General features: G+C 49.3%; 19 protein-coding genes. 7 read left to right on the forward strand and 12 right to left on the reverse strand.

Translation table 11 applies throughout. The annotated features are described in order from the left end of the window. Positions 1–116 precede the first annotated feature (116 nt). The 4 genes from Pan241w_RS21510 (at position 117) to Pan241w_RS21525 (ending at position 2,484) form a co-directional block, all read left to right on the forward strand. Complete coding sequence (locus Pan241w_RS21510) at positions 117–563, forward strand: transposase (protein ID WP_145209666.1); 447 nt, start codon at positions 117–119, stop codon at positions 561–563. Further along, on the forward strand, positions 560–961 hold the full coding sequence (locus Pan241w_RS21515; protein ID WP_145209663.1) for a transposase: 402 nt from the start codon (positions 560–562) through the stop codon (positions 959–961). Before Pan241w_RS21510 ends, Pan241w_RS21515 begins: the two co-directional genes overlap by 4 nt. Positions 962–1,192: 231 nt before the next feature. Continuing rightward, on the forward strand, positions 1,193–2,131 hold the full coding sequence (locus Pan241w_RS21520) for a DUF1559 family PulG-like putative transporter (RefSeq protein ID WP_145219803.1): 939 nt from the start codon (positions 1,193–1,195) through the stop codon (positions 2,129–2,131). Positions 2,132–2,262: 131 nt separating this feature from the next. Beyond that, complete coding sequence (locus tag Pan241w_RS21525) at positions 2,263–2,484, forward strand: hypothetical protein (RefSeq protein ID WP_145219805.1); 222 nt, start codon at positions 2,263–2,265, stop codon at positions 2,482–2,484. 38 nt (positions 2,485–2,522) lie between these two features. Here Pan241w_RS21525 and deoC read toward each other — a convergent pair whose 3' ends face one another. From deoC to Pan241w_RS21555, 6 genes are all read right to left on the reverse strand, one after another. After that, positions 2,523–3,221, reverse strand: a complete 699-nt coding sequence (deoC, locus tag Pan241w_RS21530; protein ID WP_145219807.1) for a deoxyribose-phosphate aldolase — start codon at positions 3,219–3,221, stop codon at positions 2,523–2,525. Between the two features lie 5 nt (positions 3,222–3,226). After that, positions 3,227–4,150: a sugar phosphate isomerase/epimerase family protein gene (locus tag Pan241w_RS21535; protein ID WP_145219809.1), complete on the reverse strand. Its 924-nt coding sequence runs from the start codon at positions 4,148–4,150 to the stop codon at positions 3,227–3,229. Between the two features lie 177 nt (positions 4,151–4,327). Then, positions 4,328–4,720 (reverse strand): hypothetical protein, encoded by a 393-nt coding sequence (locus Pan241w_RS21540; RefSeq protein WP_145219811.1) that lies wholly within the window; start codon positions 4,718–4,720, stop codon positions 4,328–4,330. Positions 4,721–5,271: 551 nt separating this feature from the next. Beyond that, positions 5,272–6,198, reverse strand: a complete 927-nt coding sequence (locus tag Pan241w_RS21545; RefSeq protein WP_145219813.1) for a type II secretion system F family protein — start codon at positions 6,196–6,198, stop codon at positions 5,272–5,274. Between the two features lie 89 nt (positions 6,199–6,287). Beyond that, positions 6,288–7,259, reverse strand: a complete 972-nt coding sequence (locus tag Pan241w_RS21550; RefSeq protein ID WP_145219815.1) for a type II secretion system F family protein — start codon at positions 7,257–7,259, stop codon at positions 6,288–6,290. Positions 7,260–7,323: 64 nt separating this feature from the next. Next, positions 7,324–8,631, reverse strand: coding sequence for a CpaF family protein (locus Pan241w_RS21555; RefSeq protein WP_145219817.1), 1,308 nt, complete (start codon positions 8,629–8,631; stop codon positions 7,324–7,326). A gap of 447 nt (positions 8,632–9,078) precedes the next feature. Between Pan241w_RS21555 and Pan241w_RS21560 the strand changes: the two genes are divergently transcribed. Continuing rightward, on the forward strand, positions 9,079–10,182 hold the full coding sequence (locus Pan241w_RS21560) for a glycosyltransferase (protein WP_145219819.1): 1,104 nt from the start codon (positions 9,079–9,081) through the stop codon (positions 10,180–10,182). 176 nt (positions 10,183–10,358) lie between these two features. Next, positions 10,359–10,868 (forward strand): DinB family protein, encoded by a 510-nt coding sequence (locus Pan241w_RS21565; protein WP_145219821.1) that lies wholly within the window; start codon positions 10,359–10,361, stop codon positions 10,866–10,868. A 19-nt stretch (positions 10,869–10,887) separates the two neighbouring features. Here the strand turns inward: Pan241w_RS21565 and Pan241w_RS21570 are convergent, their stop codons facing one another. From Pan241w_RS21570 to Pan241w_RS21590, 5 genes are all read right to left on the reverse strand, one after another. Next, on the reverse strand, positions 10,888–11,736 hold the full coding sequence (locus Pan241w_RS21570; protein WP_198000072.1) for a DUF3467 domain-containing protein: 849 nt from the start codon (positions 11,734–11,736) through the stop codon (positions 10,888–10,890). Between the two features lie 161 nt (positions 11,737–11,897). Continuing rightward, complete coding sequence (ispH, locus tag Pan241w_RS21575; RefSeq protein WP_145219823.1) at positions 11,898–12,833, reverse strand: 4-hydroxy-3-methylbut-2-enyl diphosphate reductase; 936 nt, start codon at positions 12,831–12,833, stop codon at positions 11,898–11,900. A gap of 302 nt (positions 12,834–13,135) precedes the next feature. Beyond that, the gene (gene glmS, locus Pan241w_RS21580) at positions 13,136–14,998 is read right to left on the reverse strand and encodes a glutamine--fructose-6-phosphate transaminase (isomerizing) (protein ID WP_145219825.1); all 1,863 of its coding nucleotides are present in this window, start codon (positions 14,996–14,998) and stop codon (positions 13,136–13,138) included. Positions 14,999–15,346: 348 nt separating this feature from the next. After that, a complete protein-coding gene (locus Pan241w_RS21585) occupies positions 15,347–16,366 on the reverse strand; it encodes a hydantoinase/oxoprolinase family protein (RefSeq protein WP_145219827.1) in 1,020 nt (339 codons plus the stop codon). Between the two features lie 2 nt (positions 16,367–16,368). Next, positions 16,369–17,448, reverse strand: a complete 1,080-nt coding sequence (locus Pan241w_RS21590) for an ATP-grasp domain-containing protein (RefSeq protein WP_145219829.1) — start codon at positions 17,446–17,448, stop codon at positions 16,369–16,371. 459 nt (positions 17,449–17,907) lie between these two features. Here Pan241w_RS21590 and Pan241w_RS21595 point away from each other — a divergent pair, with 459 nt between their 5' ends. Next, a complete protein-coding gene (locus tag Pan241w_RS21595) occupies positions 17,908–19,356 on the forward strand; it encodes a COG1361 family protein (protein ID WP_145219831.1) in 1,449 nt (482 codons plus the stop codon). A 144-nt stretch (positions 19,357–19,500) separates the two neighbouring features. Here Pan241w_RS21595 and Pan241w_RS21600 read toward each other — a convergent pair whose 3' ends face one another. Further along, on the reverse strand, positions 19,501–20,388 hold the full coding sequence (locus Pan241w_RS21600) for a hypothetical protein (protein ID WP_232107228.1): 888 nt from the start codon (positions 20,386–20,388) through the stop codon (positions 19,501–19,503). Positions 20,389–20,472: the final 84 nt, after the last annotated feature.

The following is a 20,472-nucleotide window of genomic DNA, read 5'->3' on the forward strand; positions in this document are numbered from 1 at the left end:
AAAACCAGCTATAGTAAAATAATCTAATTTACTAGAGGTTGTCTCATAACGTCAAAAAAAGTGAACGGTTTGGCGCGTCTTTTGCATGAAGTGTTCTCCTGAAAGGAGAATTTCTTATGTATATGACGCTGGTCTGGTGGCCCAAACGAAAACGGGTTTCCACAAAAACAGCGTCCAGGACGGAACGCCCGGTCGTTTTGACCGATAAACAATGGTCTTTAGTCGCAAAACTGTTTCCCTGGACTCCCCCTTCCAAAAAGGGAGGACGTCCAAAAGCCCATCCACGAGATTGCCTGGAAGGCATTCTCTGGATTTTGGTGACAGGAGCACGATGGAAAGATTTACCAAGAGAGTATCCCTCAAAAGCGACGTGCCATCGACGTTTCCAGCAATGGACGATCGAAGGGCGGCTCTTATCTGCCTGGCAAATCATCTTGGAACGAATGGATGATGCTGGCCAGATTGATTTCTCGGAAACCTTTGCTGATGGCACTTTTGCCTCGGCAAAAAAAGGGGTAGAAGAGTTGGCCCGACTCGTCGTGGCAAAGGCACAAAGGTCATGATTTTTGTCGATCGTCACGGGACACCTGTGGCGATCGACACAGAATCGGCCCGTCGTAGCGAAGTCAAGCTGATCGAACCGCTGCTTGAAAAAATCACATTGCAAAATCGACAACCCGAGCGACTTGTTTATGACAAAGCCGCCGATTCGGACTCGTTGCGCAAACGGCTGATGGAAAAGAATATCGATCTGATCTGCCCGCATCGAAAATCGAGAGTCAAACCGCCGACGCAAGATGGTCGAAAGCTTCCACGCTTCAAACGACGTTGGATTGTGGAACGCAGTATTGCCTGGCTCCACAACTATCGTCGCATTGTCACGCGCTGGGAATATCACGATTACCTCTACGAAAGCTTTGTAATTCTTGGGTGTTTATTTACACTATTAAAAAGGTTTTGAGATGCCCTCTAGTAATTTCATGTATTCTACATTTGAGATTCATCTGGCTCTTTCATCTCAAGAGATTCGATTGATTTGTGGTCATACACAAACTGAAGCCAGTTCCAATACAAACTGAAAATCCAATCTAAAAAACAATCCATTCTCTGCAGCCCAAATTTATATTCCGCGGCTGTGTTTTACTACATTCATTTGATTGTCCGTTTGTTTTTATTTTCAGGAGTTCAAGTAATGGGAAAAATGCTACTCAAAAGAAAGCGTGGATTCACGCTGATCGAACTGCTGGTAGTGATTGCTATCATCGCTATCTTAATTGCCTTACTATTGCCGGCAGTTCAACAGGCACGCGAAGCCGCCCGACGTTCACAGTGCAAAAACAATCTCAAGCAGATTGGTCTGGCATTGCACAACTACCACGATAATTTCAGAACATTCCCTCCGGGAGATGTTCGAAGAACCTATGGATCCGGAGTTCAATCCTGGACTACCAGCATGCTGGGTTGGATTCCTCGAATTTTACCCTTCCTGGATCAGGCACCGCTCTACAATCAAATCAACTGGGAACTTGAATCCGGCGTTAGCGCCGCTCCAAACAACGCCCTGCGTAGAGAAAAACTGCCCGTAGTCCGTTGTCCCAGCGATTCCTCTCGTCAACCCTCTTCGACATATGGTCCCACAAACTATATGGCTTGCCGTGGTACTGGGGCCTCTTCCACTGCGAATATCTCAGGATCGATCTTTGCACAAAACAGCAGAGTGAAAATTCGTGATATCGAAGATGGAACCTCAAACACATTGATGATTTCCGAAACCTTTGCGAGTGCTCCCTTCTGCGATGATCAACCCTCCGGCGGTGTTTGTCCCGCCAGTTGCTTGACCAAAGCTCCCTATACCGGAGGCGCACAACAAGGTTACTCGTGGTTCTATGCTCAGATTTACGAATCACATTATTTTGGAACCGTTTACAACCCGAACAATAAAGGCATGCCAGACTGTGGTGCCGGTTCCAGTACGACAGCGGCTCTCTTGGCAGCGCGCAGTAAACATACCGGCGGCGTCCACGTCCTGTTAGCTGATGGCGCAGTCCGCTTTGCCTCCGACAATATCGACAATCAGACCTGGAGAGATCTTGGCGCTCCGGCTGACGGAAATGTTCTCGGTGAATGGTAAGAATCACGTTTAATTCTTAGCGTTGAATTGTATTCATCGCCACTTGGTTCTTCGATCAAGTGGCGATGTATCTAACCTGAAACCCAGTGCTTTCATTTCGTTCTGCAAAAACATCTGACAGCTGATCTGAAATGTCTGGTTTTCATCATTTGATTTACCAACTCGCATACGGAAGAAGAGACATCATGCTTCGCGTTCTATTTTCCTGCTTACTAGTAACAAGTATGACCCCATTTATGTTTGGTTGCGGTGAGGAAAAACCAATGGTAGAAGGAGAATTCGACGAAACAGAGCAGATTGATCCTGCTTCTGAAGCAGAAGGCGAAAAACAAATGAAGAAGGATCTACAGTAACCACACAAGACTTTCATCTATCGCCGATTACACTCTGTTTACTCAAATAACGGAGTGAGCCCCAGTCGTGCCCGGCATTCTTCCAGAATGCTTTGCGTCGCGCTCGCTCCGACTCGACTGACGCCAAGAGCGCGGACTTCCAATAGTTTCTCAAGCGTCCGAACTCCCCCCGCTGCTTTTACCTGCACTTCGGGGGGACTTTCTGCCCGCATCAACTTCAGGTCATCAATTGTCGCGCCGCCGGTACCATAACCGGTTGATGTTTTTACCCAGTCGACACCCCGTTCTCCACAGATCCGGCAGAGTTCGACTTTCTGCTGATCTTCCAGGTAACAGTTCTCAAAGATTACTTTGATCTTCTGCCCTGCCTGATGGGCGATCTTGGTGACCGCTTCGACTTCATCAGACACATACTGCCATTCACCACTTAATACACGCGAAATATTAACCACCATATCCAACTCTTCACAACCGTCGGCTACCGCCAGCTCGGCTTCAATCTGTTTGATATACGTCGTATGACCGCCATGCGGGAACCCGATCGTCGTACTGGCTTTCACAGTCGACCCTTTCAGAAGCTCTGCACAGCGTTTCAGATAAAAGGGCATGATACACACGCTGGCCACGTCATACTTTAGCGCCAGTTGGCAGCCCGCTTCCAATTCATCCGTGGTCAACGTTGGCTTTAACAACGAATGATCGATCATCCCCGCGATATCGTGATAGTTGAATTCCATGACTGCTATTTTCTTTCTGGAATATAATTCCTCAAATAGGTATGGCACTGTCGTAAGGCGGCCAGACACGATGCAGTGGAATCTTCGTAAGCTCGATCTTCTACTTCCACGCACACAGGCCCCTGGTAGCCGATCTCATTCAATTGCGAGAAAAAGCTGCCCCACTCGACCTGTCCCAGTCCGGGCAGTTTCGGCGTGTGATATTCCAACGGATGCGCCAGAATCCCCACCTGATCCAGCCGATGTTGATCGACTCGCACATCCTTGGCATGCACATGAAAAATCCGATCGGCAAAATCACGGATCGGCGCCAGATAATCCATATGCATCCACACCAGATGCGATGGATCATAATTCAAACCGAAATATTCACTGGGAATATCGGCATACATCCGCTTCCAGATCGCCGGGCTGATGGCCAGATTTTTTCCACCCGGCCATTCATCTTCTGTGAATGACATTGGGCAATTCTCAATTCCCACTCGCACCTGTTGCTGTTCCGCGAACTTGATAATCTCGGGCCAGGTTTGCAGAAATCGGGGCCAATTCTCATCGACCGACTTCTTCCAGTCGCGGCCGATAAACGTATTCATCCGGTTGATGCCCAGCTTGTTTGCAGCGGCAATCACCTTCTGGATATGTTCCACATACTTCTGCGCTTCTTCCAAATCGGGAGTAAGCGGGTTGGGATAATATCCCAGAGCACTGATGGATATGCCGAATTCATCTGCCATCTGCTGAATTGTGGTGACATCGGAATCCGTAAAATCCTCTGCAGAAATGTGCGTGATCCCGGCATAGCGACGGGCATCTTTCCCTTGGGGCCAGCACATGACTTCTACACAGTCATAGCCAATTTCCGCAGCCGCCTGAAAAACCTGTCGTAGATCGTAATCAGGTAAAATCGCCGTCACAAACCCCAGTTGCATCGCATCGCTCTCCGTTACTGAATCAGCCCAAGCGGTTCTAAAGCACATCATCCGTCTCAAGTCGCATGATAATCGAGATACGGGAATAGATCTACTTTAGCGAAGCACATCATCAGGAAACAGTAAGAATGCCGTCAAAGGCGGCAGCAGGGGGGGAGTGAAATCCCGTCGGCTCAATTACCAGATTTCTCTTAAATCGAACTCATATGCTTTCACCCGACGGCCGGGCTCAAACTCTTCGGGCGATTCTGCCAGTACTCGTACCCAGACCTGATGCCCTTCATAAGTCCCTTCAATGGAAATATGAGGTCCCAGTTGATCATCAAAATTGACAGGCAATGCCTGCCAGTGCATCGCCTGGACTTCCTCAAAGATTTCTCCCACTTTGAGGATATCAAAACAGAATTTGGAAGGTGCCAGAACCCCATCCCATTCGCCGCCGACAATCTCAGTATTGGAAGCAAACAGAGTCACTTCCCATTCGTTACAACTGTCATTGAAAAAGAAATGACACCCAATAGGCGCAAGTACATCGACATCATACATGAGGGATGCAACTTGATTTGCCATCGAATTGAGCCATGAGGGAGGCGCAGGCATCGGGAATATTCAATCTACTTAACTGGCCACACTATTTTGGTTTGACGTCGAATATACGCAAGTAAAACAAATTTCTTTCACAGTCAGATGAACCATCGAGGCGGGTTGACTGTCTCAATCTGTTTTACAGTTTAATGAAGTTAATGTAAAAGGTGGGCTGCCTTGGCTGGGGTAGCAAAACAGCAATCCTACGGATGTATTGAGGAGCATACGGCTTGCTTAATGTGTACTCTCTCCCACTGCATCATCCGATTCCTTTTTTAATGACGCAAAAGAAATGCCAAATTCGTTTGCAGAACTGGTTTAACGAATCAAAGCGAAAGAATTCAGTAAAAAGAACTGAAATACGACATTCATAGCAACTTATTTTGTTGTCTGCTGCTGATTTCATTTAGCACACCAGATAGTGTCCAAAGCAAATCGAGGTGCTGTAAAGAAAATAAAACACCTTTGATAACGATCTTGATCAAAGGTGTTTACATTTTGCATCCTGAACAGGAATTGGATTCTCGTCCCAACGGTTAGCTTGATAACAGACCGTTAATCATCATGATGGCGGCTGGCCCTACCAGAACCACAAAAATCCCGGGAAAGATGAACAGCACCAGCGGAAAGATCATTTTCACAGCTGTCATCGCTGCTTGTTCTTCTGCCATCTGACTCCGTTTGACGCGCATACTGTCAGACTGCACACGCAGGGCCTGGGCAATTGAAGAACCAAACTTATCCGCCTGAATCAGAATTGCAGCCAAAGCTCGCATATCGTCGACACCACTCCGGATTCCCAAATCATGCAGCACCTCACGCCGCGGACGCCCCATCTGTAACTGCAGGTTACATAATGCAAATTCACTACACACGTCAGGCGCTGTTTCTTCAAGTTCTTCGGAAACACGACGCATCGCTGCATCGAGCCCCAGCCCTGCCTCCACACAGACCACCAATAAGTCCAATGCATCTGGTAATGAAAGAAAGATCCGTTCAATGCGTCCTTTACACAACAGAGCCAAAACAATCGAAGGCAGATAAAAACCAATACCACCGGCAATGATCATCGAAGTCCAGCCATTTTGTGTCAGTCCGTATTTATAAAACCCGATCCCGGAACCAAGGACGATCCCCAGCAAACCGATGGCAACTTTCAACGAAAGGAAGATGGACGGTGCATTTTCACTGTTATACCCGGCGTTGGCCAATTTTACTTTCAACTGGTTTTCTTCCAGTTCGGATTTCGGTGCCAATGCTTTGGAAAGCGTCGGAGCTGCCTTTTCCAGCAGAGTGCTGGCGCTGGCCGCTTCTTCCGGATTATTTCGCAAATGGGGATTACGCAATTCATCCAGACGCGCTGTTGCCCGAGATTGATCGGAACTGAGTTTGCTGATCAAAGCGATCACACCCACGATCACCATCCCAAAGATAGCCCACGGTAATAATTGAACGAAATCCATGATTCCCTCTCCCACATTCAGCCAATCGAAACGACGATAAAACTTTCAAAATACGAAAACGCGATCAAATGCTTGAAATGCTCTGATACTCAGATTTTGATGTTAATAATTTTCTTAATCCACAAGGCACCCAGAACCTGCAGCACAATTCCTCCGGCGATCATTTTTCGCCCCAGTTCATCCGTAAACAGCAACATCACGTAATCGGGGTTCAGATAATAGACGGCAAAAAACAGCGCAATCGGCAGAGCCATCAATACGACTCCACTGATACGACCTTCCCCCGTCAACGCCTGAACCTGTCCCATAATCTTGAAACGCTGACGGATAATATGACCAATCTTGTCCAGAATCTCGGCAAGGTCCCCCCCTGCCTGTCTCTGAATGACCACCGCCGTCACAAAAAACTTCAAGTCCAGGTTCGGCATCCGTTTCAACATACTCTTCAATGCTTCATCAATCGGAACACCCAGATTCTGCTCTTCATACGCCAGAGCAAATTCTGTCGCAATCGGTGCTGGCATCTCCTGCACGACGACACTTAAGCCAGAAGCCAGACTGTGCCCGGAACGCAAAGCACGCCCCACCAGTTCTAATGCATCCGGAAGTTGCAGCGCAAACTTCTTAAAACGCCGATTCCGGCAAAACAGCAACCACATAAACGGAAGTGATCCCGTCGCGATAGCAGCAACCGGACAGAATGGCACAGGCGCATTCGTAAACCACGCCAGCGCAAAGCCTGCCGCAGCAGCGACACCGGTCATTAATAAAAACGTGTCTGCCTTAAACGGCGCCTCAGCCTGCTCCAACAGCAGCTTGAGATTTCCAAACTTCTCAAAAAAGTGCGCAACCTGATCCGAAAGACTGTTCAAGCCTCCCTTCACAAATTCCTCTTTCAAGAGCGATGCCGATTCCTCGTCCGCCTTCTTTTTCCCCGTAATCACCGCCAGACGATCTTCGGCTTTACTGGATGAAAAGTCTTTGAAGACAAATACGATGGCGCCAACAAGTGCCATCATACCGAAAAATGCAGCGATTGAGATGATGAGTGTTTGATCCATCTCTAATTACCTTTATTGTTTAATAATCAATTTCTTTTGATTCGTTTTAATTCAACGGAAATTCTTAACCTTGTAAGACGCGATTCGCAAACAGGTTCGAAGGCAGTCGCACACCCGATGCTTCCAGACGATCCATAAACGCAGGACGCACACCGGTCGCTTCAAAGTGACCGTAGGCCCTGCCGTCAGCATCAATTCCATCCTGCACAAACAAGAAAATATCCTGCATGATCACGGTATCCTGTTCCATATTCAGTACCTCGGTGATATGCGTCACTTTACGAGGACCACCCTGTAATCGGTTCACCTGAATAATCAAATCCACGGCGGAAGCAAACTGATGCCGCAACGCTTTCAGAGGCAATTCCACCCCACCCATTGTGATCATCGTTTCCAGACGGGAAACAGCGTCGCGCGGTGAGTTGGCGTGAATCGTGGTCAACGAACCTTCGTGACCCGTATTCATCGCCTGTAACATGTCTAAAGACTCGCCACCACGACATTCCCCGATGATGATTCGATCGGGCCGCATACGCAATGCGTTCTTCACCAGGTCGGTCGCCGAGATCGCACCTCGGCCTTCAATGTTCGGCGGTCGTGTTTCCAAACGTAACACGTGTTCCTGCTGCAACTGCAATTCCGCCGCATCTTCAATTGTGATCACACGATGATCGGTCTGAATAAAGCTGGAAAGCGTATTCAACAACGTGGTTTTACCAGAACCGGTACCGCCACTAATAATGGTATTGATGCGTGCCTTGATCGAACCCTCGAGTAACATGGCAATTTCCGGCGTAAACGCACCGAACCGCAGCAAGTCTTCCAGCCCCAGTGGATTCGAACCGAATTTACGAATTGTCAACGAGGGACCATCCAGAGCCAGAGGCGGGATCACTGCATTCAAACGTGAACCATCGGGCAGGCGGGCGTCGACCAGCGGAGACGTTTCATCGACACGCCGTCCGACTTTAGAAACAATTCGGTCAAGAATCTGCAGCAAATGCTGATTGTCTCGAAAGACCACATTTGAACGTTGAATTCGACCGTTTTTTTCCACAAATACATGCTTGGGGCCGTTGATCATGATATCCGCAATATCCTGATCTTTCAGTAACAGCTCCAAAGGTCCGAAGCCGAATGTCTCATCCAGAATTTCCTCAATCAATCGCTCCCGTTCCGAGCGGTTCAACAGAGGATTTTCCGTATCACATAAATGCTCAATCACCAGACGGATTTCACGCCGCAGTGAATCTCCTTCCAAATCACCCACCCGGGACAAATCCAGTTTCTCAACCAGTTTGCCGTGAATGAGTCGCTTCAGATCATCAAACGCCATATTGGGATCAGTATTGGGAAGGCCAGGACCAGCCATGTGCTCATAACTCCTTCAACTTGTAGTACAAACTTGAAAACCTGTCGTGCCTGCCCTGTTGTCATTGAGACAGGTCGCGTTTCTTCCAGAAATCCAAACCAGGTTTTTTCACTTTAAATCTAGTTCACAAATCTGCTGTGAGTCGCCTGAAGAGTAAAAATGATGCAAAAAAACAGCATCCAGGATCCAGCGAAACCCCCAACATCGCACCGATCATGACGACTCTGGGAATCGTAACTAATTTAGGGAACGCAATGATTGAACGCATCACCATCCCGCGAATGTTCTGGAATGAGAAAACCACGTGTTTCTCAACACAGTACAGTGGATTTTGAGTCAGCCGAGAGTGGAAAATCGATCTCACCTCACCTGAATCAAGCTTCCTCTGAAAGACTGCAGTAGAGGCGTCAGAGCAAATAACCGTTACAATCCTGAAAAGTCAGAACCTTGCCGCAATTATCAATTATTGTTCCCACTTATTGTGAAGCCGAAAATTTAAAGAACCTGATCCCCCGCATCAGTCAGGCTCTAGAGGGTTCTGACATCTCAGCTGAAATCATCGTGGTCGATGATAACAGCCCGGACGATACGAGTGCCGTCTGCCAGACACTGGCCGAATCATTTCCCATCCAACTGATCACCCGCAAACAGGAACGGGGGCTCTCCACTGCCGTCCTCGCCGGCATGGATGCAGCTGTTGGTGAATTTCTGCTGGTTATGGACGCCGATCTGTCGCATCCCCCCGAAGCGATTCCTGATCTCTACGCTGCCCTAAAAAATCAAGAAGCCGATTTTGTCATCGGCAGTCGTTACGTTAACGGTGGTTCGACGGAAGAAAACTGGGGCTGGTTCCGCAAACTGAATTCCCGCATCGCCACCTGGCTGGCACGCCCTTTCACAAACGTCAAAGATCCCATGGCCGGATTTTTTGCGTTCTCGCGTCACCATTTTTTACAAGTACGTGAATTCCTCAATCCCGTAGGGTATAAAATCGGCCTGGAACTCTTAGTGAAGTGCCGCTGTCGCAAGGTTGTGGAAGTTCCCATTCATTTTGCTGACCGCACACAAGGAACCAGCAAGCTCTCGTTCAAAGAGCAACTCAGTTATCTGAGACACCTCAAGCGGCTGTCCGAATTTAAGTACAGAAACTATGCCTATTTCGTTCAATTCGCCATCATCGGTCTCTCGGGTGTCTTTGTGAATTTAGCCGCACTTTCTGTTTTGTTACACTGGCTGATCAGGCCAGTGGCCATCGCGGTCGCTATCTGGATTTCCATGAGCACGAATTTCCTGCTCAATCGAAACATCACGTTTTCTTATGCAAAACACTCGCCCATCCTGAAGCAATATATACAGTACTGCGGCAGTTGCCTGACGGGTGCCTTTTTCAACGGGTTGACTGCAGAGACGCTCTGTCGTACGTTCGATTATTTTGATCAACGAACATTACTCGCCGCATTTATCGGAATTCTGACAGGCATGGCTTTCAATTTTATTCTCTGCCGCTATCTTGTTTTTGCAAAACAAAAAACAGCCAGCGATAAAGCCTAAAGCACTTCCATTCTCAATGAAAATATGATGAAGATCCTCTTGAGAAATTCCTGCCTCTGGACATCAGAACGAACACCCCACTAAAATGGGGCAGTCTTGTGTTGCACTCTGAATCAGCCCCAAGCCTGTTCGCTAATTGTATCTCTCTCACCTTCTTTTCCAAATAGGATTCTCTCATGACAATTGCCGAATCAATTCTCCCTGAATTTGAAATCGAAATGGCAGGCACCCGCAAAGTGCTCGAACGGATACCCGATGACAAACTGGAATGGAAAGCACATCCCAAGTCGAATACGATCGGCTGGGTTGCTACGCATCTTGCAGAAATTCCGGGATGGGTCGGAGGCACTCTGACTCAGGATGAGTGGGATATCAATCCTGAAGGTGGTGAGCCTTACCAGGTACCGCAACTCAATAGTCGCCAGGAAATTCTGGATGAATTTGATGCAAATGTTGCTGCTGCGAAACAGCAACTTCAGCAAACTCCCGATGAGGAATTTGGGAAATCCTGGTCACTCCTCTCTGCAGGAGAACCCATCATCACGATGCCCAAACTGGGAGTGATTCGAACCTGGGTCCTCAACCACACAATCCATCACCGCGCATATCTTTGTAGCTACTTGCGTCTCAACGACATTCCCGTGCCTGGATTGTACGGCCCCTCGGGTGATGAACAACAGGAATAGTTCGGACGGGCAAAAGGGATTATAAATTGCCCGGCTGGTCCCCCTGCTGGGGCGGTTGACGTTTTTGTTGCTGAGCCACTTTCCGCTGAAACTGCTCAAACGAATGTGTCAACGAATCCAGCAGGCGGGGAATATTCGGTGCCGCCATGTGTACACGTGCCGAAACGCAGGATCGTGGAAAAAACGTCGTGATGAAATCAAACGAAAATTCGGTCGCTGAATGCCCGATCCGAACGGCATTCGCATAATCTCCGCTGAGCATTTCATCGGGCAGTTTCAGTTCATCATACAGTTCTTCTGCAGAAGGCGGTTTCTGTCCCGCTTCAGCAGGTTTGTTGACGGTTGCCGGCTTTGGCTGTTGTTCCGCACTCGATTCCGTTTCTGCTTCAGGCGTCATCGTTTCACCAACGGCACCAGTGCCGCTCGCAGAAGCACCGGAAACCGCATCCGAAACGGGTGGCGTTGGCGTTTCTGAAGCCGGCGCTTCCATCCCAGGCCCGACATTGATCGAATCTGCTGAACTGGTAATCTGCGGAGGCAGTGGTGTGGGAATCGTTGGCGTTCCAAACCGTTTTTCATAATTATTTAAATTGTCTCTCAGAGCACGAATCATCTGAGGCACCACACCGATCGGCAGAACCACGCGTGCAACGACCTGCTGGGGAGTCGAAATTCTTAACAGGAAATCCAGAATAAACTCGTGTCCCCCCTGCAATACAACGGCCCCGGTACTGAAAACGCCGCGAGAAACGGCCTCCGGTACGCGCGCACTGACTTGAGAGAGTCTGATCTCCTGTGTATGACGCTCCTGATTATTTTCATCGGAACTGCCATCGTTGTTCTCTGCTGGTGTAAAGTCGTCGCTCATGTCGGCTGGTTCATTTCTTTCAGGATTCTCAGTTCACTTCACATTCAATAATCACAGTCAGTCTCGACCGTAATTCACATCATCTGTATTATGTACATCATCAGGGCTCTACGTAAACCTATGCACCAGGCTCTTCTCAAGAGAACTCTGAGAACCGGCATTTATTTCGATTGAAGTATCCGCAATTCCTTGGGAAGCGGAAACCGAACCGACTCTTTGCGAACGACCGCGTTCTCCACTTTTGCTTGATACTGATCTTCCAGATATTGAATCAGTTCATCCACGACCACTTCAGGAGCGCTCGCACCGGCGGTAATCAGCACCGTCTCGCAGTCTTCAAGCCATTCCGGTAACAGCTCATCCACTCCATCAATCAGATACGAAGGTTTCTCTGCCGACTTACCAATCTCCATTAGACGCTTACTGTTGGAACTGTTCTGACTGCCCAGTACCAGCACCAGATCGGCCTGTACGACGAGTTCAGAAACCGCTGCCTGCCGATTCGTCGTGGCATAACAGATGTCTTCTTTGGGAGGGCTTTCAATGTGAGGATATTTTTCTTTAAGACTTTGAATCACCTGCCCTGCTTCATCTACACTCAACGTCGTTTGAGTCAGATAAGCCAGTTTTGCATCCCCAGGGAATTCCAGTGCAGCCACTTCCTCGGGAGTCTCAATCAATGTGATACTTTCCGGCGCTTCTCCCATCGTGCCAATCACTTCATCGTGCCCTTCGTGGCCGATCAGAATAATATTGTATCCCGCCTCTGCGTATTTGATCGCTTCGGTGTGCACTTTGGTCACCAGCGGGCAGGTCGCGTCGATTGTGCGAATGTTTCGTTCGCGGGCCTGCTGACGAATTTGAGGAGACACACCGTGCGCACTGAAGACAAGAATCGAGTTTTCCGGAACCTCACTCACTGCATCAACAAACGTGACTCCCATCTCTGTAAAACGATTGACCACATACTTGTTATGCACAATTTCATGGTAAACATAGATAGAACTGCCAAAGAGTTGAATGACTTCTTCCAGACACTCAATCGCCATATTCACACCCGCACAAAAACCGCGGGGATTTGCCAGAATTACTTTCATTTGATCAATTCCAGTTCAACAGAAACAAAATATGCTGTTTCTGCCGTGGGGATACATCAGGAGAACCTGATATTTTAAGGTACCGAATCAAAGACAATCTACTTGTTGCGCGCAAAACACCCGCTCAGTTGCCTCTGAAAGTATTCTATGCCGAACGCGGAAGTAAACCAAATCCGGAAAGTTCAATTTTCCGACTTTCCGACAAGGAACGCCCAAATTTCGAGACTTTTATCGTATTCCACTGCCATTTTCGTGGAATCGTAGAGTCCAGACCCAGAGTGCCTGACCGTGATCGCAGCACACTATTCGACCGTCACACTCTTCGCCAGATTGCGAGGACGATCCACATTACACCCCCGTTGAACGGCGATGTGATATGACAGCAACTGCAGCGGAATCGCCGTCACCAGCGGCTGCAGAAAATCATCCACATCAGGTACGTAGATCACATCATCGGCGATGTCCGCGATTTTTTTGTCCCCTTCACAGGCAATCGCAATCACGGGACCTTTGCGTGCTTTGACCTCTTCCAGATTGCTCATCACTTTGGGATAGATCTGGCCACGGGGAACAACAAACACACTCGGCGTCTCTTCATCCACCAGTGCAATCGGCCCATGCTTCATTTCGGCTGCCGGATAGCCTTCCGCGTGAATATAGCTGATCTCTTTCAGCTTCAAAGCCCCTTCCAGCGCTGCGGGAAAATTATACAGCCGCCCCAGATAGAGAAAGTTATTGAAATTGCAATACTTCATCGCAATATCTTTCACCAGTTCATTGCACTCGAGAGACTTACGTATCTGATCCGGAATCTGATGCATCGCATCAATAATTCTTCTGCCAGCCGGATACGAAAGATGTCGCATCCGTCCCAGAAACAATGCGAGCTCAATCAACACCATCACCTGCGAAGTAAATGCTTTCGTCGAAGCCACGCCCACTTCCGGCCCAGCGTGTAGATAAATCCCACCATCCGCTTCACGGGCAATCGTGGAACCGACCACATTACAAATCGCCAGCGTTGGATGCCCTTTGCGTTTGCATTCCCGCATCGCCGCCAATGTATCCGCCGTCTCACCACTCTGGGTAATCGCGAAAATCATCGTACTGTTGGATATCGGCGGGTTCCGATAGCGCAGTTCGCTGGCATACTCCACTTCCGTGGGAATCCGCGCGAATTCTTCCAGCAGATACTCACCCACCAATCCTGAATGCCAGCTGGTACCGCAGGCCGTTAACACGACACGATCAATTTTCCGTAATTGCTGTGCCGTCAGATTCAACCCGCCGAACTTTGCCGTCGCTTCATCTTCGTCAATACGGCCGCGCATCGCATTTTCCAGCGTTTGAGGCTGTTCGAAGATTTCTTTCAGCATATAGTGCTCGTAGTCGCCCAGATCGGAATCGACACTGACCTGATCCAGTGTCTGAATCGAGAGCTTTTGTTGACCTTCATCCCGATGAAAGATTTCGACTTCATCGCGCGTGACGACCGCCAGCTCATGATCAGACAGATAAATCACTTCATCCGTATATCCCGCCAGCGGAGTGGCATCACTGGCAATAAAATGTTCGCCTTTACCGACACCAATTACCAGTGGACTTCCCAGGCGGGCCGCGATCATCACATCAGGCAGATCCTGAAAGAGAATCACCAGTCCGTAAGTTCCTTTTAATTTGGAAAGTGTATTCTCGACGGCTTTCAGATACGTCGGAAGTTCTCCCGGCTCGGACCCCAGTTTGATCTGCTCTTCCAGATGGTGTGACAACAGGTGCGCAATGGTTTCGGTATCGGTCGTCGTACGAAACACATAACCCAACCCCTGCAGTTGTGCACGTAGCGAGCTGTAATTTTCAATCACTCCGTTGTGTACCAGCACCACATCGCCGTTGCCGCCGACGTGCGGGTGGGAGTTTTGATCGTTGGTTTCCCCGTGTGTCGCCCATCGCGTATGGCCGATTCCCACTGTTCCCTCAACCGGACTTGCCTTATACAGGGTCGCCATCTCAGCGACGCGGCCTTTTTTCTTACGAATCTCAATCGACGATCCATCATGAATGGCAACACCGGCACTGTCGTAACCCCGGTATTCCAGCTTCTGTAGCCCTTTGATCAACAACGGCCCGGCTTCACGATGTCCAATATAACCGACAATTCCACACATATTTTCGCGCTCCGTCGCTGAATGAGGGAAGTAATTTTGATTTTAATTTGCAGTCAAATCCCCAAAGGAAATTGGGACGCCCTTCATCCTTGAAGTAAAGGCAGACAAAGAAATCGCAGAGGGGAATCGGGGTGGGCTCAAATCGAACGCCAATCAGTGCTCACAGGTTGGGAAACATACCATAAGTATGAAAAATCAGTCAACTTCACTTAGCCGAAATTCATGTGAACACTGTGCCGATAAACACACTGCATAAAAGCACCTAAGTCAATCCATTTGTATAACTTAGTAACCGCATGAAACGACGCTATTTTAGTGAATTCACGATATTGAAGCACCTGCGAAACATCAGAATCGAATCCGTTCTGCTGCAAGACGCGCCACGGCGTAGGCGCACGCCGATTCCGAAATCTCCCCATCAAAGATGTCTGCGACATTCGTCACTGACATCTGACTCAATTTCGGGTGGGCCCGCACCACTTTCTCAGCCAGAAATACAGCACTCCCACTGATTAAAACCGCTGTCGGCGGTGCGGCCATTCGTTCCAATACCTGATCGATGGCTTGCGAAATCTGTTTCTGCTGCTGATTTGCCAGAAACTCAGCGATCGACACCGCTTCTTCCTCTGCTAATTCCGTCGTATCACAACAGACAGAACGGGCAACCCGGTCATAAGCATCCCCCCGCGTCGCAGGCTTCCCATTGGCGGTATCCACATCTTCCGGCTTCTCATCCAGTTCTTCCAACAGAAGATAGAGATCCAATGAGGTCGCAAAACATTCTGCTGCCAGGGGACACGCTTGCCCGCGTAAAGGGACCCGCTGTTCAATCATCGCGATCGGAGTCCGTCGCCCTCCCGTGTAAACCAGTTCTCCTGAAAGTAGCCGTTCGACGTCGGTCAGTCCTTCCGGAACCGGAAATCCATTTTCCAGCGGAATGATATCTGTGGTTGTGGAACCGATGTCGATCAGAATCCCGCTTTGCTCTGGAATCATTCGCCCCAGCCACGTCGCTAGTGCATGCCAGTTCGCAGCCGCAACCAGTAAGGGAAATTCACGGGCAAGATCGGTCGTCAAGAATTCGGCTCCGGTCTGCCAGACCACAATGGGTGCCGGAACCACCGCCCGTTGCACGGCAACCAGAATCTGTTCCACCCCTGCTGCCTTGGTTGGAAAACAGTCCGCCAGTTCGCCCGTCATCGTCACCGCCACCAGATCAGGGCTTTGATACCCGGTCAAAAGCTCCTGCACTGCCTGCATTAACAGTTCCGGCGTCTTCCAGATTTCAAACGAAACCGCATTCGCATGCCCATCGCAGTCCGCCGACTTCAGATTCGCACCACCGATATCCAGACCAATTACATACATGGTTATTGTTTCTTTTCTTCCAGACTTCGCGACTGGTTCAGGAACAGACTGCCATCCGGCTGAAACTCAATCTCGCGTTCCAGTTCCCACTTCAGAGCGGAATAACAGGAGCTTCCGTTGACGATCCGCTCTGCCAGATTATCCAACGTCAACTGACGATAGCCCACATAGCTGGTCGTCAGTCGTGGGTTGACTTCTACAATCAAAGGCTTCATCGGATCAGCGTCAGGTAACAGAATATCAAAGCCCACATATCCCACAAGTCCCGGAAGCTGTTCACAGACACGAGAAATCAGTTTGTGAATCGAATCTACAACATCAAGTTCCAGTTTTGCCGGAATCACTCCCCCCTGGTATGCAAAACCTGATTCCCAGCTGACCCGCTGTTCGCCAGGCGGAAAGAGTTCTCTGCGTCCCACGTCTGCCAGAACCACCGTGGAAAGCGAACTACCTGAAAGAAACGGCTGCACGATATAATCGGAACTCTGGTCACCAAAGTCAGGGCGTCTCTTCAACCAATTCTCAGCCTTCGACAGCAGCTCCCAACCCAGCCCCCCTGCACCAAAACGATGTTTGATCAGACAGGGAAAAGAAGCCTCTAGCGCAGTTAGTTCGTCCTGCATTAAAACCGTTGGAATTGTGGGCAGATCCCGTTCACTCAGAAACTCAAACAGTTTCCACTTGTCGGCGGTCAGCTGAATCGACTTCAAATCAGGACCGACAACACGTGCACCAAGTTGGAGCGCTCGCTCGGTCCGCGAAACAAGCAGCCCATCAAACTCTGGCGCAATGATCCAGGCCACATCGGCCGTTTGACAGGCACGGTCAAAAAGTGCCTGTTCTTCCTCCGAATTCGTAACACGAAGAATCTGTAAACGCTGTAAATGTTCTGCCTGCAGAAAGACGTCACTCACGAATGACAGAGACTCCCGTATGCACACTGTCACCGTGCAGTCGGGAATCGACAGCAGATCGGTCACGACAGCGTCCAGCATCGCGGTCCCTTCGGTTAACAAGGACGCATCCTCCTGAGAGAGCTCACAGGCACCGCTACAGAGATATTCCGATACAAATACGTTCAAAATCGTTCCTTGTTCCTCACATTTTCAGAACCAAATCCAGCTCTAAAGACGCGAAGACGAATGCTCCATTCGGCATGATCATCGTACCCCAAACGATGAGTTCAGACTCACCAGTCTAGAGACTCCGCTGCTCTTTGTTAATTGACACAACACGACAACTCACTGAAATCGGCACGTTTTCTCTACTTAACCCGTTTAAACAAAATGGTAGCGATTATTCTAGAGATTCAGGCGCTTTGATCGATCGATTTCGCTCGTCCGCTAAACAAAAACGAATCCTTAGGAACGCGTGCATTGAGTTCAGTTTACCGCTGTTACTATTTAAAAATTCAATTGTATCTTTTCCTGTAACACTCAAGTTTGCGTGATAAAATTGAGAGTAGAGTTTGTTTTTTTTACGATAGAGGATGATTCATGCCGGGTAGTGGGATTCGGCCATTTTCAAGATCTGTTTCAGTTATGTTGTTGCTGCTCACCCTGGCAGTCACAGCTTGCTCTGCCCTTGCGCCAGGTTCGCGCTCGTCCTGGAAACTGACTGATCCACCGCCGTTGAATCCCCAGAATCAATCATTACAGAAACCGACAGAGACACAGCCTCCTCAATCAAAGCCGCGTGAAACGCAACGGATCGCTCCAGAAACGATTCCACAAAGACAACCGGCAACATCGCAACCTCAAGAGGACCTGTTTGCTGTCCCGGAATCGACTGATCGGAAACAACCACCACAACCGCAAGATCTGCCCGAAGAAATCAAGCCACAACCACGATTGAATGTACCCGACTTGCAAAGTCGCATGCAGCCAAAGTCGGCTCCGAAGCGCCAGTCCGGCCCAATGATGACCGCACCATCCGCATCCGGTCCATTGGAAATGAGCGTCGAAGTTATTCCCAAACGACAACTGGGCAGTGGTGCCACGTTCTATCTGATCATTAAAAACGTCAGCGATCGATCGGTCAGAAACGTGCTCATGGAATGTGAATTCGATGCGGCACTGCTGTTTCCCGGCAGACGCGAAAAGAAAATCGGACAACGACTGGGAACTCTGCAGCCAGGCGAATCCAAGGAAATTTCACTCACACTCTACAGCGATACGCTCGGCAATCACTGCTGCCGATTCCGTGCGATCGCAGACGGCCAAGAACTGGTCTGGAAATCGGTCTGTGTGGAATATGAAAAGAAACAAATGGACCTGTCCGTCATCGGCCCTTCAGCGCGAACGATTGGCAGCCGCGCCGAGTATATCGTCAAACTGTCAAATGTGTCTGACGATGACTTAAAGGATATCCAGGTCGCCATCTCCTACGATCCCGTATTGATTCCCCGTGAAGCGTCCATCGGTTCGGAACGCGAAACCGGGAAGTTGAAATGGGAACTGGATACCGTCCGCAAAGGGGAAGGAGTTCAACTGCAGGTCGAATTCGAGTGTGAAGTCGCCGCCGAGCATGCCTGTTTAAGAGTGAATGTAACCAGTCCCGAACTTCCCAATGAACTGGTTTCCGCCTGTTTGAAAGTCACGCCGGCCACAGGCGTCCTTGACGTGCAGGTCCGCGATACGAAAGACCCCATCGCCCGCGGCGAAGAGACAACCTATGAAGTCAGTATCGAAAATCGGGGATTGCAGCCTGCGAAAGATATTTCACTGCAGGCGAAAATCCCACGCATGTTCCGCGTCGTTTCTGTCGAAGCCTACCAGGGAAACCAGAAACTCAGCGTCCGCCCCCAGGTGAATCAGAATATTTTAACCGTCTCCCCCATCCGAGAACTGCCGGCAGACGCTTTTCTGCGCTACACGATTCTGGTCAAAGCCATCGGTTCGGGCGATGAAGAATTCATCGTCACAATCTCAGGCGCCGACACGGATAAACTTGATACCAGCGTCAGCGAAATCACCACCGTCAACCGTTGAGACACACATGAGCTCATCTACGATCTGATGTGTAAAAAAACTAGAATTCGGGCCGAGCGCAGCGAGCAGGAGGTCACAGGGAAACCGAACTATTTTTCTCGCATCTTCTCCGCCTCAACCAAGTGTTTCAGAGCTGCCCCTGCACTACTTTTTCACCTGCTCCGGAAAATCACGCTCATACCGTTTCACCAGCGCGTCCATATCTGCGGGCACAATATAAATTTTGCCCCGAATAGTTTTCGTTTCTCCCGGCTGTAAACCACCGAGCCGAAAATCGGCATGCAGACAGCGAATCACTCCTTGAAACAGTTCCTGATACGGCTCAAACGCGGTCGCAAAGATCAAACTGTCATCAGCACTGTAACAACCAATCAACCCATTGCTGGGAACTTCTTTGCTGAGTGGTCTGGGATTCACATCCGTGCGGGGAACATTTTTCGGACACCAGACCTGCCCCGGAATGTAACGGGCTTTCGTCGCCCAGTTCCGAGTGGGCATCATCGCCGGTTTCCCATCCAGAAAGATAAATGACTTTTTAATATAAGCATACTTGTCATCCGTCGTCGCCTTTCCCAGGCCGGTGAAATCACCCACACGAATACAAGGCTGTGCCCAATGGACTTCGGAACGTCGCTTTGTGGGATTGTGAGCTACGAGTTGAAAATCAACCTCATCATCCTTCGCAGTGATCGTGTGATGCACCGTGACACCATCCGCAACGGTACACTTCAGTTTCAACACCGTCTGATCGTCATTCATGGAAATCGTCTGCGTCTCATGTTTGACAACCGTATGCTTGCCCCAGTCGGCTTCAGTCGAATTCGCACGGCAGTAGGCTTCCAGATAATTAATCGGAATGATTTTTCCGGGAAAATGATCGCCGTGAATATACAGCATGTTCTTTTCACGCGAGAGCGTCAGTTTCGGCTTCTCTGTCGATTTTTCATTCGCCCATAGACGAGAATCCACCTGGATCAAGCCGGCACTAACGATAACTCCCAACAGCAAAAGCGAATAAGCGAGCGACTTCATCACTTCCTCCGAATTTATTTTTTAAGTTTGTGTGTTTTGACTGACTTCATGCAATCATGTTCTACTGCGCAAAGAAAAACAACC

The organism is Gimesia alba, from assembly GCF_007744675.1.
GTDB classification, from domain to species: domain Bacteria; phylum Planctomycetota; class Planctomycetia; order Planctomycetales; family Planctomycetaceae; genus Gimesia; species Gimesia alba.

Excerpts from the sequence above, each read along its gene's own strand:
- Pan241w_RS21525 (WP_145219805.1), top strand. The coding sequence starts at position 2,263 with ATGTCTGGTTTTCATCATTTGATTTACCAACTCGCATACGGAAGAAGA.
- Pan241w_RS21545 (WP_145219813.1), bottom strand. The coding sequence starts at position 6,198 with ATGGATTTCGTTCAATTATTACCGTGGGCTATCTTTGGGATGGTGATC.
- Pan241w_RS21565 (WP_145219821.1), top strand. The coding sequence starts at position 10,359 with ATGACAATTGCCGAATCAATTCTCCCTGAATTTGAAATCGAAATGGCA.
- Pan241w_RS21515 (WP_145209663.1), top strand. The coding sequence starts at position 560 with ATGATTTTTGTCGATCGTCACGGGACACCTGTGGCGATCGACACAGAA.
- Pan241w_RS21555 (WP_145219817.1), bottom strand. The coding sequence starts at position 8,631 with ATGGCTGGTCCTGGCCTTCCCAATACTGATCCCAATATGGCGTTTGAT.
- Pan241w_RS21510 (WP_145209666.1), top strand. The coding sequence starts at position 117 with ATGTATATGACGCTGGTCTGGTGGCCCAAACGAAAACGGGTTTCCACA.
- deoC (WP_145219807.1), bottom strand. The coding sequence starts at position 3,221 with ATGGAATTCAACTATCACGATATCGCGGGGATGATCGATCATTCGTTG.
- Pan241w_RS21595 (WP_145219831.1), top strand. The coding sequence starts at position 17,908 with ATGTTGTTGCTGCTCACCCTGGCAGTCACAGCTTGCTCTGCCCTTGCG.
- ispH (WP_145219823.1), bottom strand. The coding sequence starts at position 12,833 with ATGAAAGTAATTCTGGCAAATCCCCGCGGTTTTTGTGCGGGTGTGAAT.
- Pan241w_RS21585 (WP_145219827.1), bottom strand. The coding sequence starts at position 16,366 with ATGTATGTAATTGGTCTGGATATCGGTGGTGCGAATCTGAAGTCGGCG.
- Pan241w_RS21570 (WP_198000072.1), bottom strand. The coding sequence starts at position 11,736 with ATGAGCGACGACTTTACACCAGCAGAGAACAACGATGGCAGTTCCGAT.
- glmS (WP_145219825.1), bottom strand. The coding sequence starts at position 14,998 with ATGTGTGGAATTGTCGGTTATATTGGACATCGTGAAGCCGGGCCGTTG.
- Pan241w_RS21540 (WP_145219811.1), bottom strand. The coding sequence starts at position 4,720 with ATGGCAAATCAAGTTGCATCCCTCATGTATGATGTCGATGTACTTGCG.
- Pan241w_RS21520 (WP_145219803.1), top strand. The coding sequence starts at position 1,193 with ATGGGAAAAATGCTACTCAAAAGAAAGCGTGGATTCACGCTGATCGAA.
- Pan241w_RS21550 (WP_145219815.1), bottom strand. The coding sequence starts at position 7,259 with ATGGATCAAACACTCATCATCTCAATCGCTGCATTTTTCGGTATGATG.
- Pan241w_RS21600 (WP_232107228.1), bottom strand. The coding sequence starts at position 20,388 with ATGAAGTCGCTCGCTTATTCGCTTTTGCTGTTGGGAGTTATCGTTAGT.
- Pan241w_RS21535 (WP_145219809.1), bottom strand. The coding sequence starts at position 4,150 with ATGCAACTGGGGTTTGTGACGGCGATTTTACCTGATTACGATCTACGA.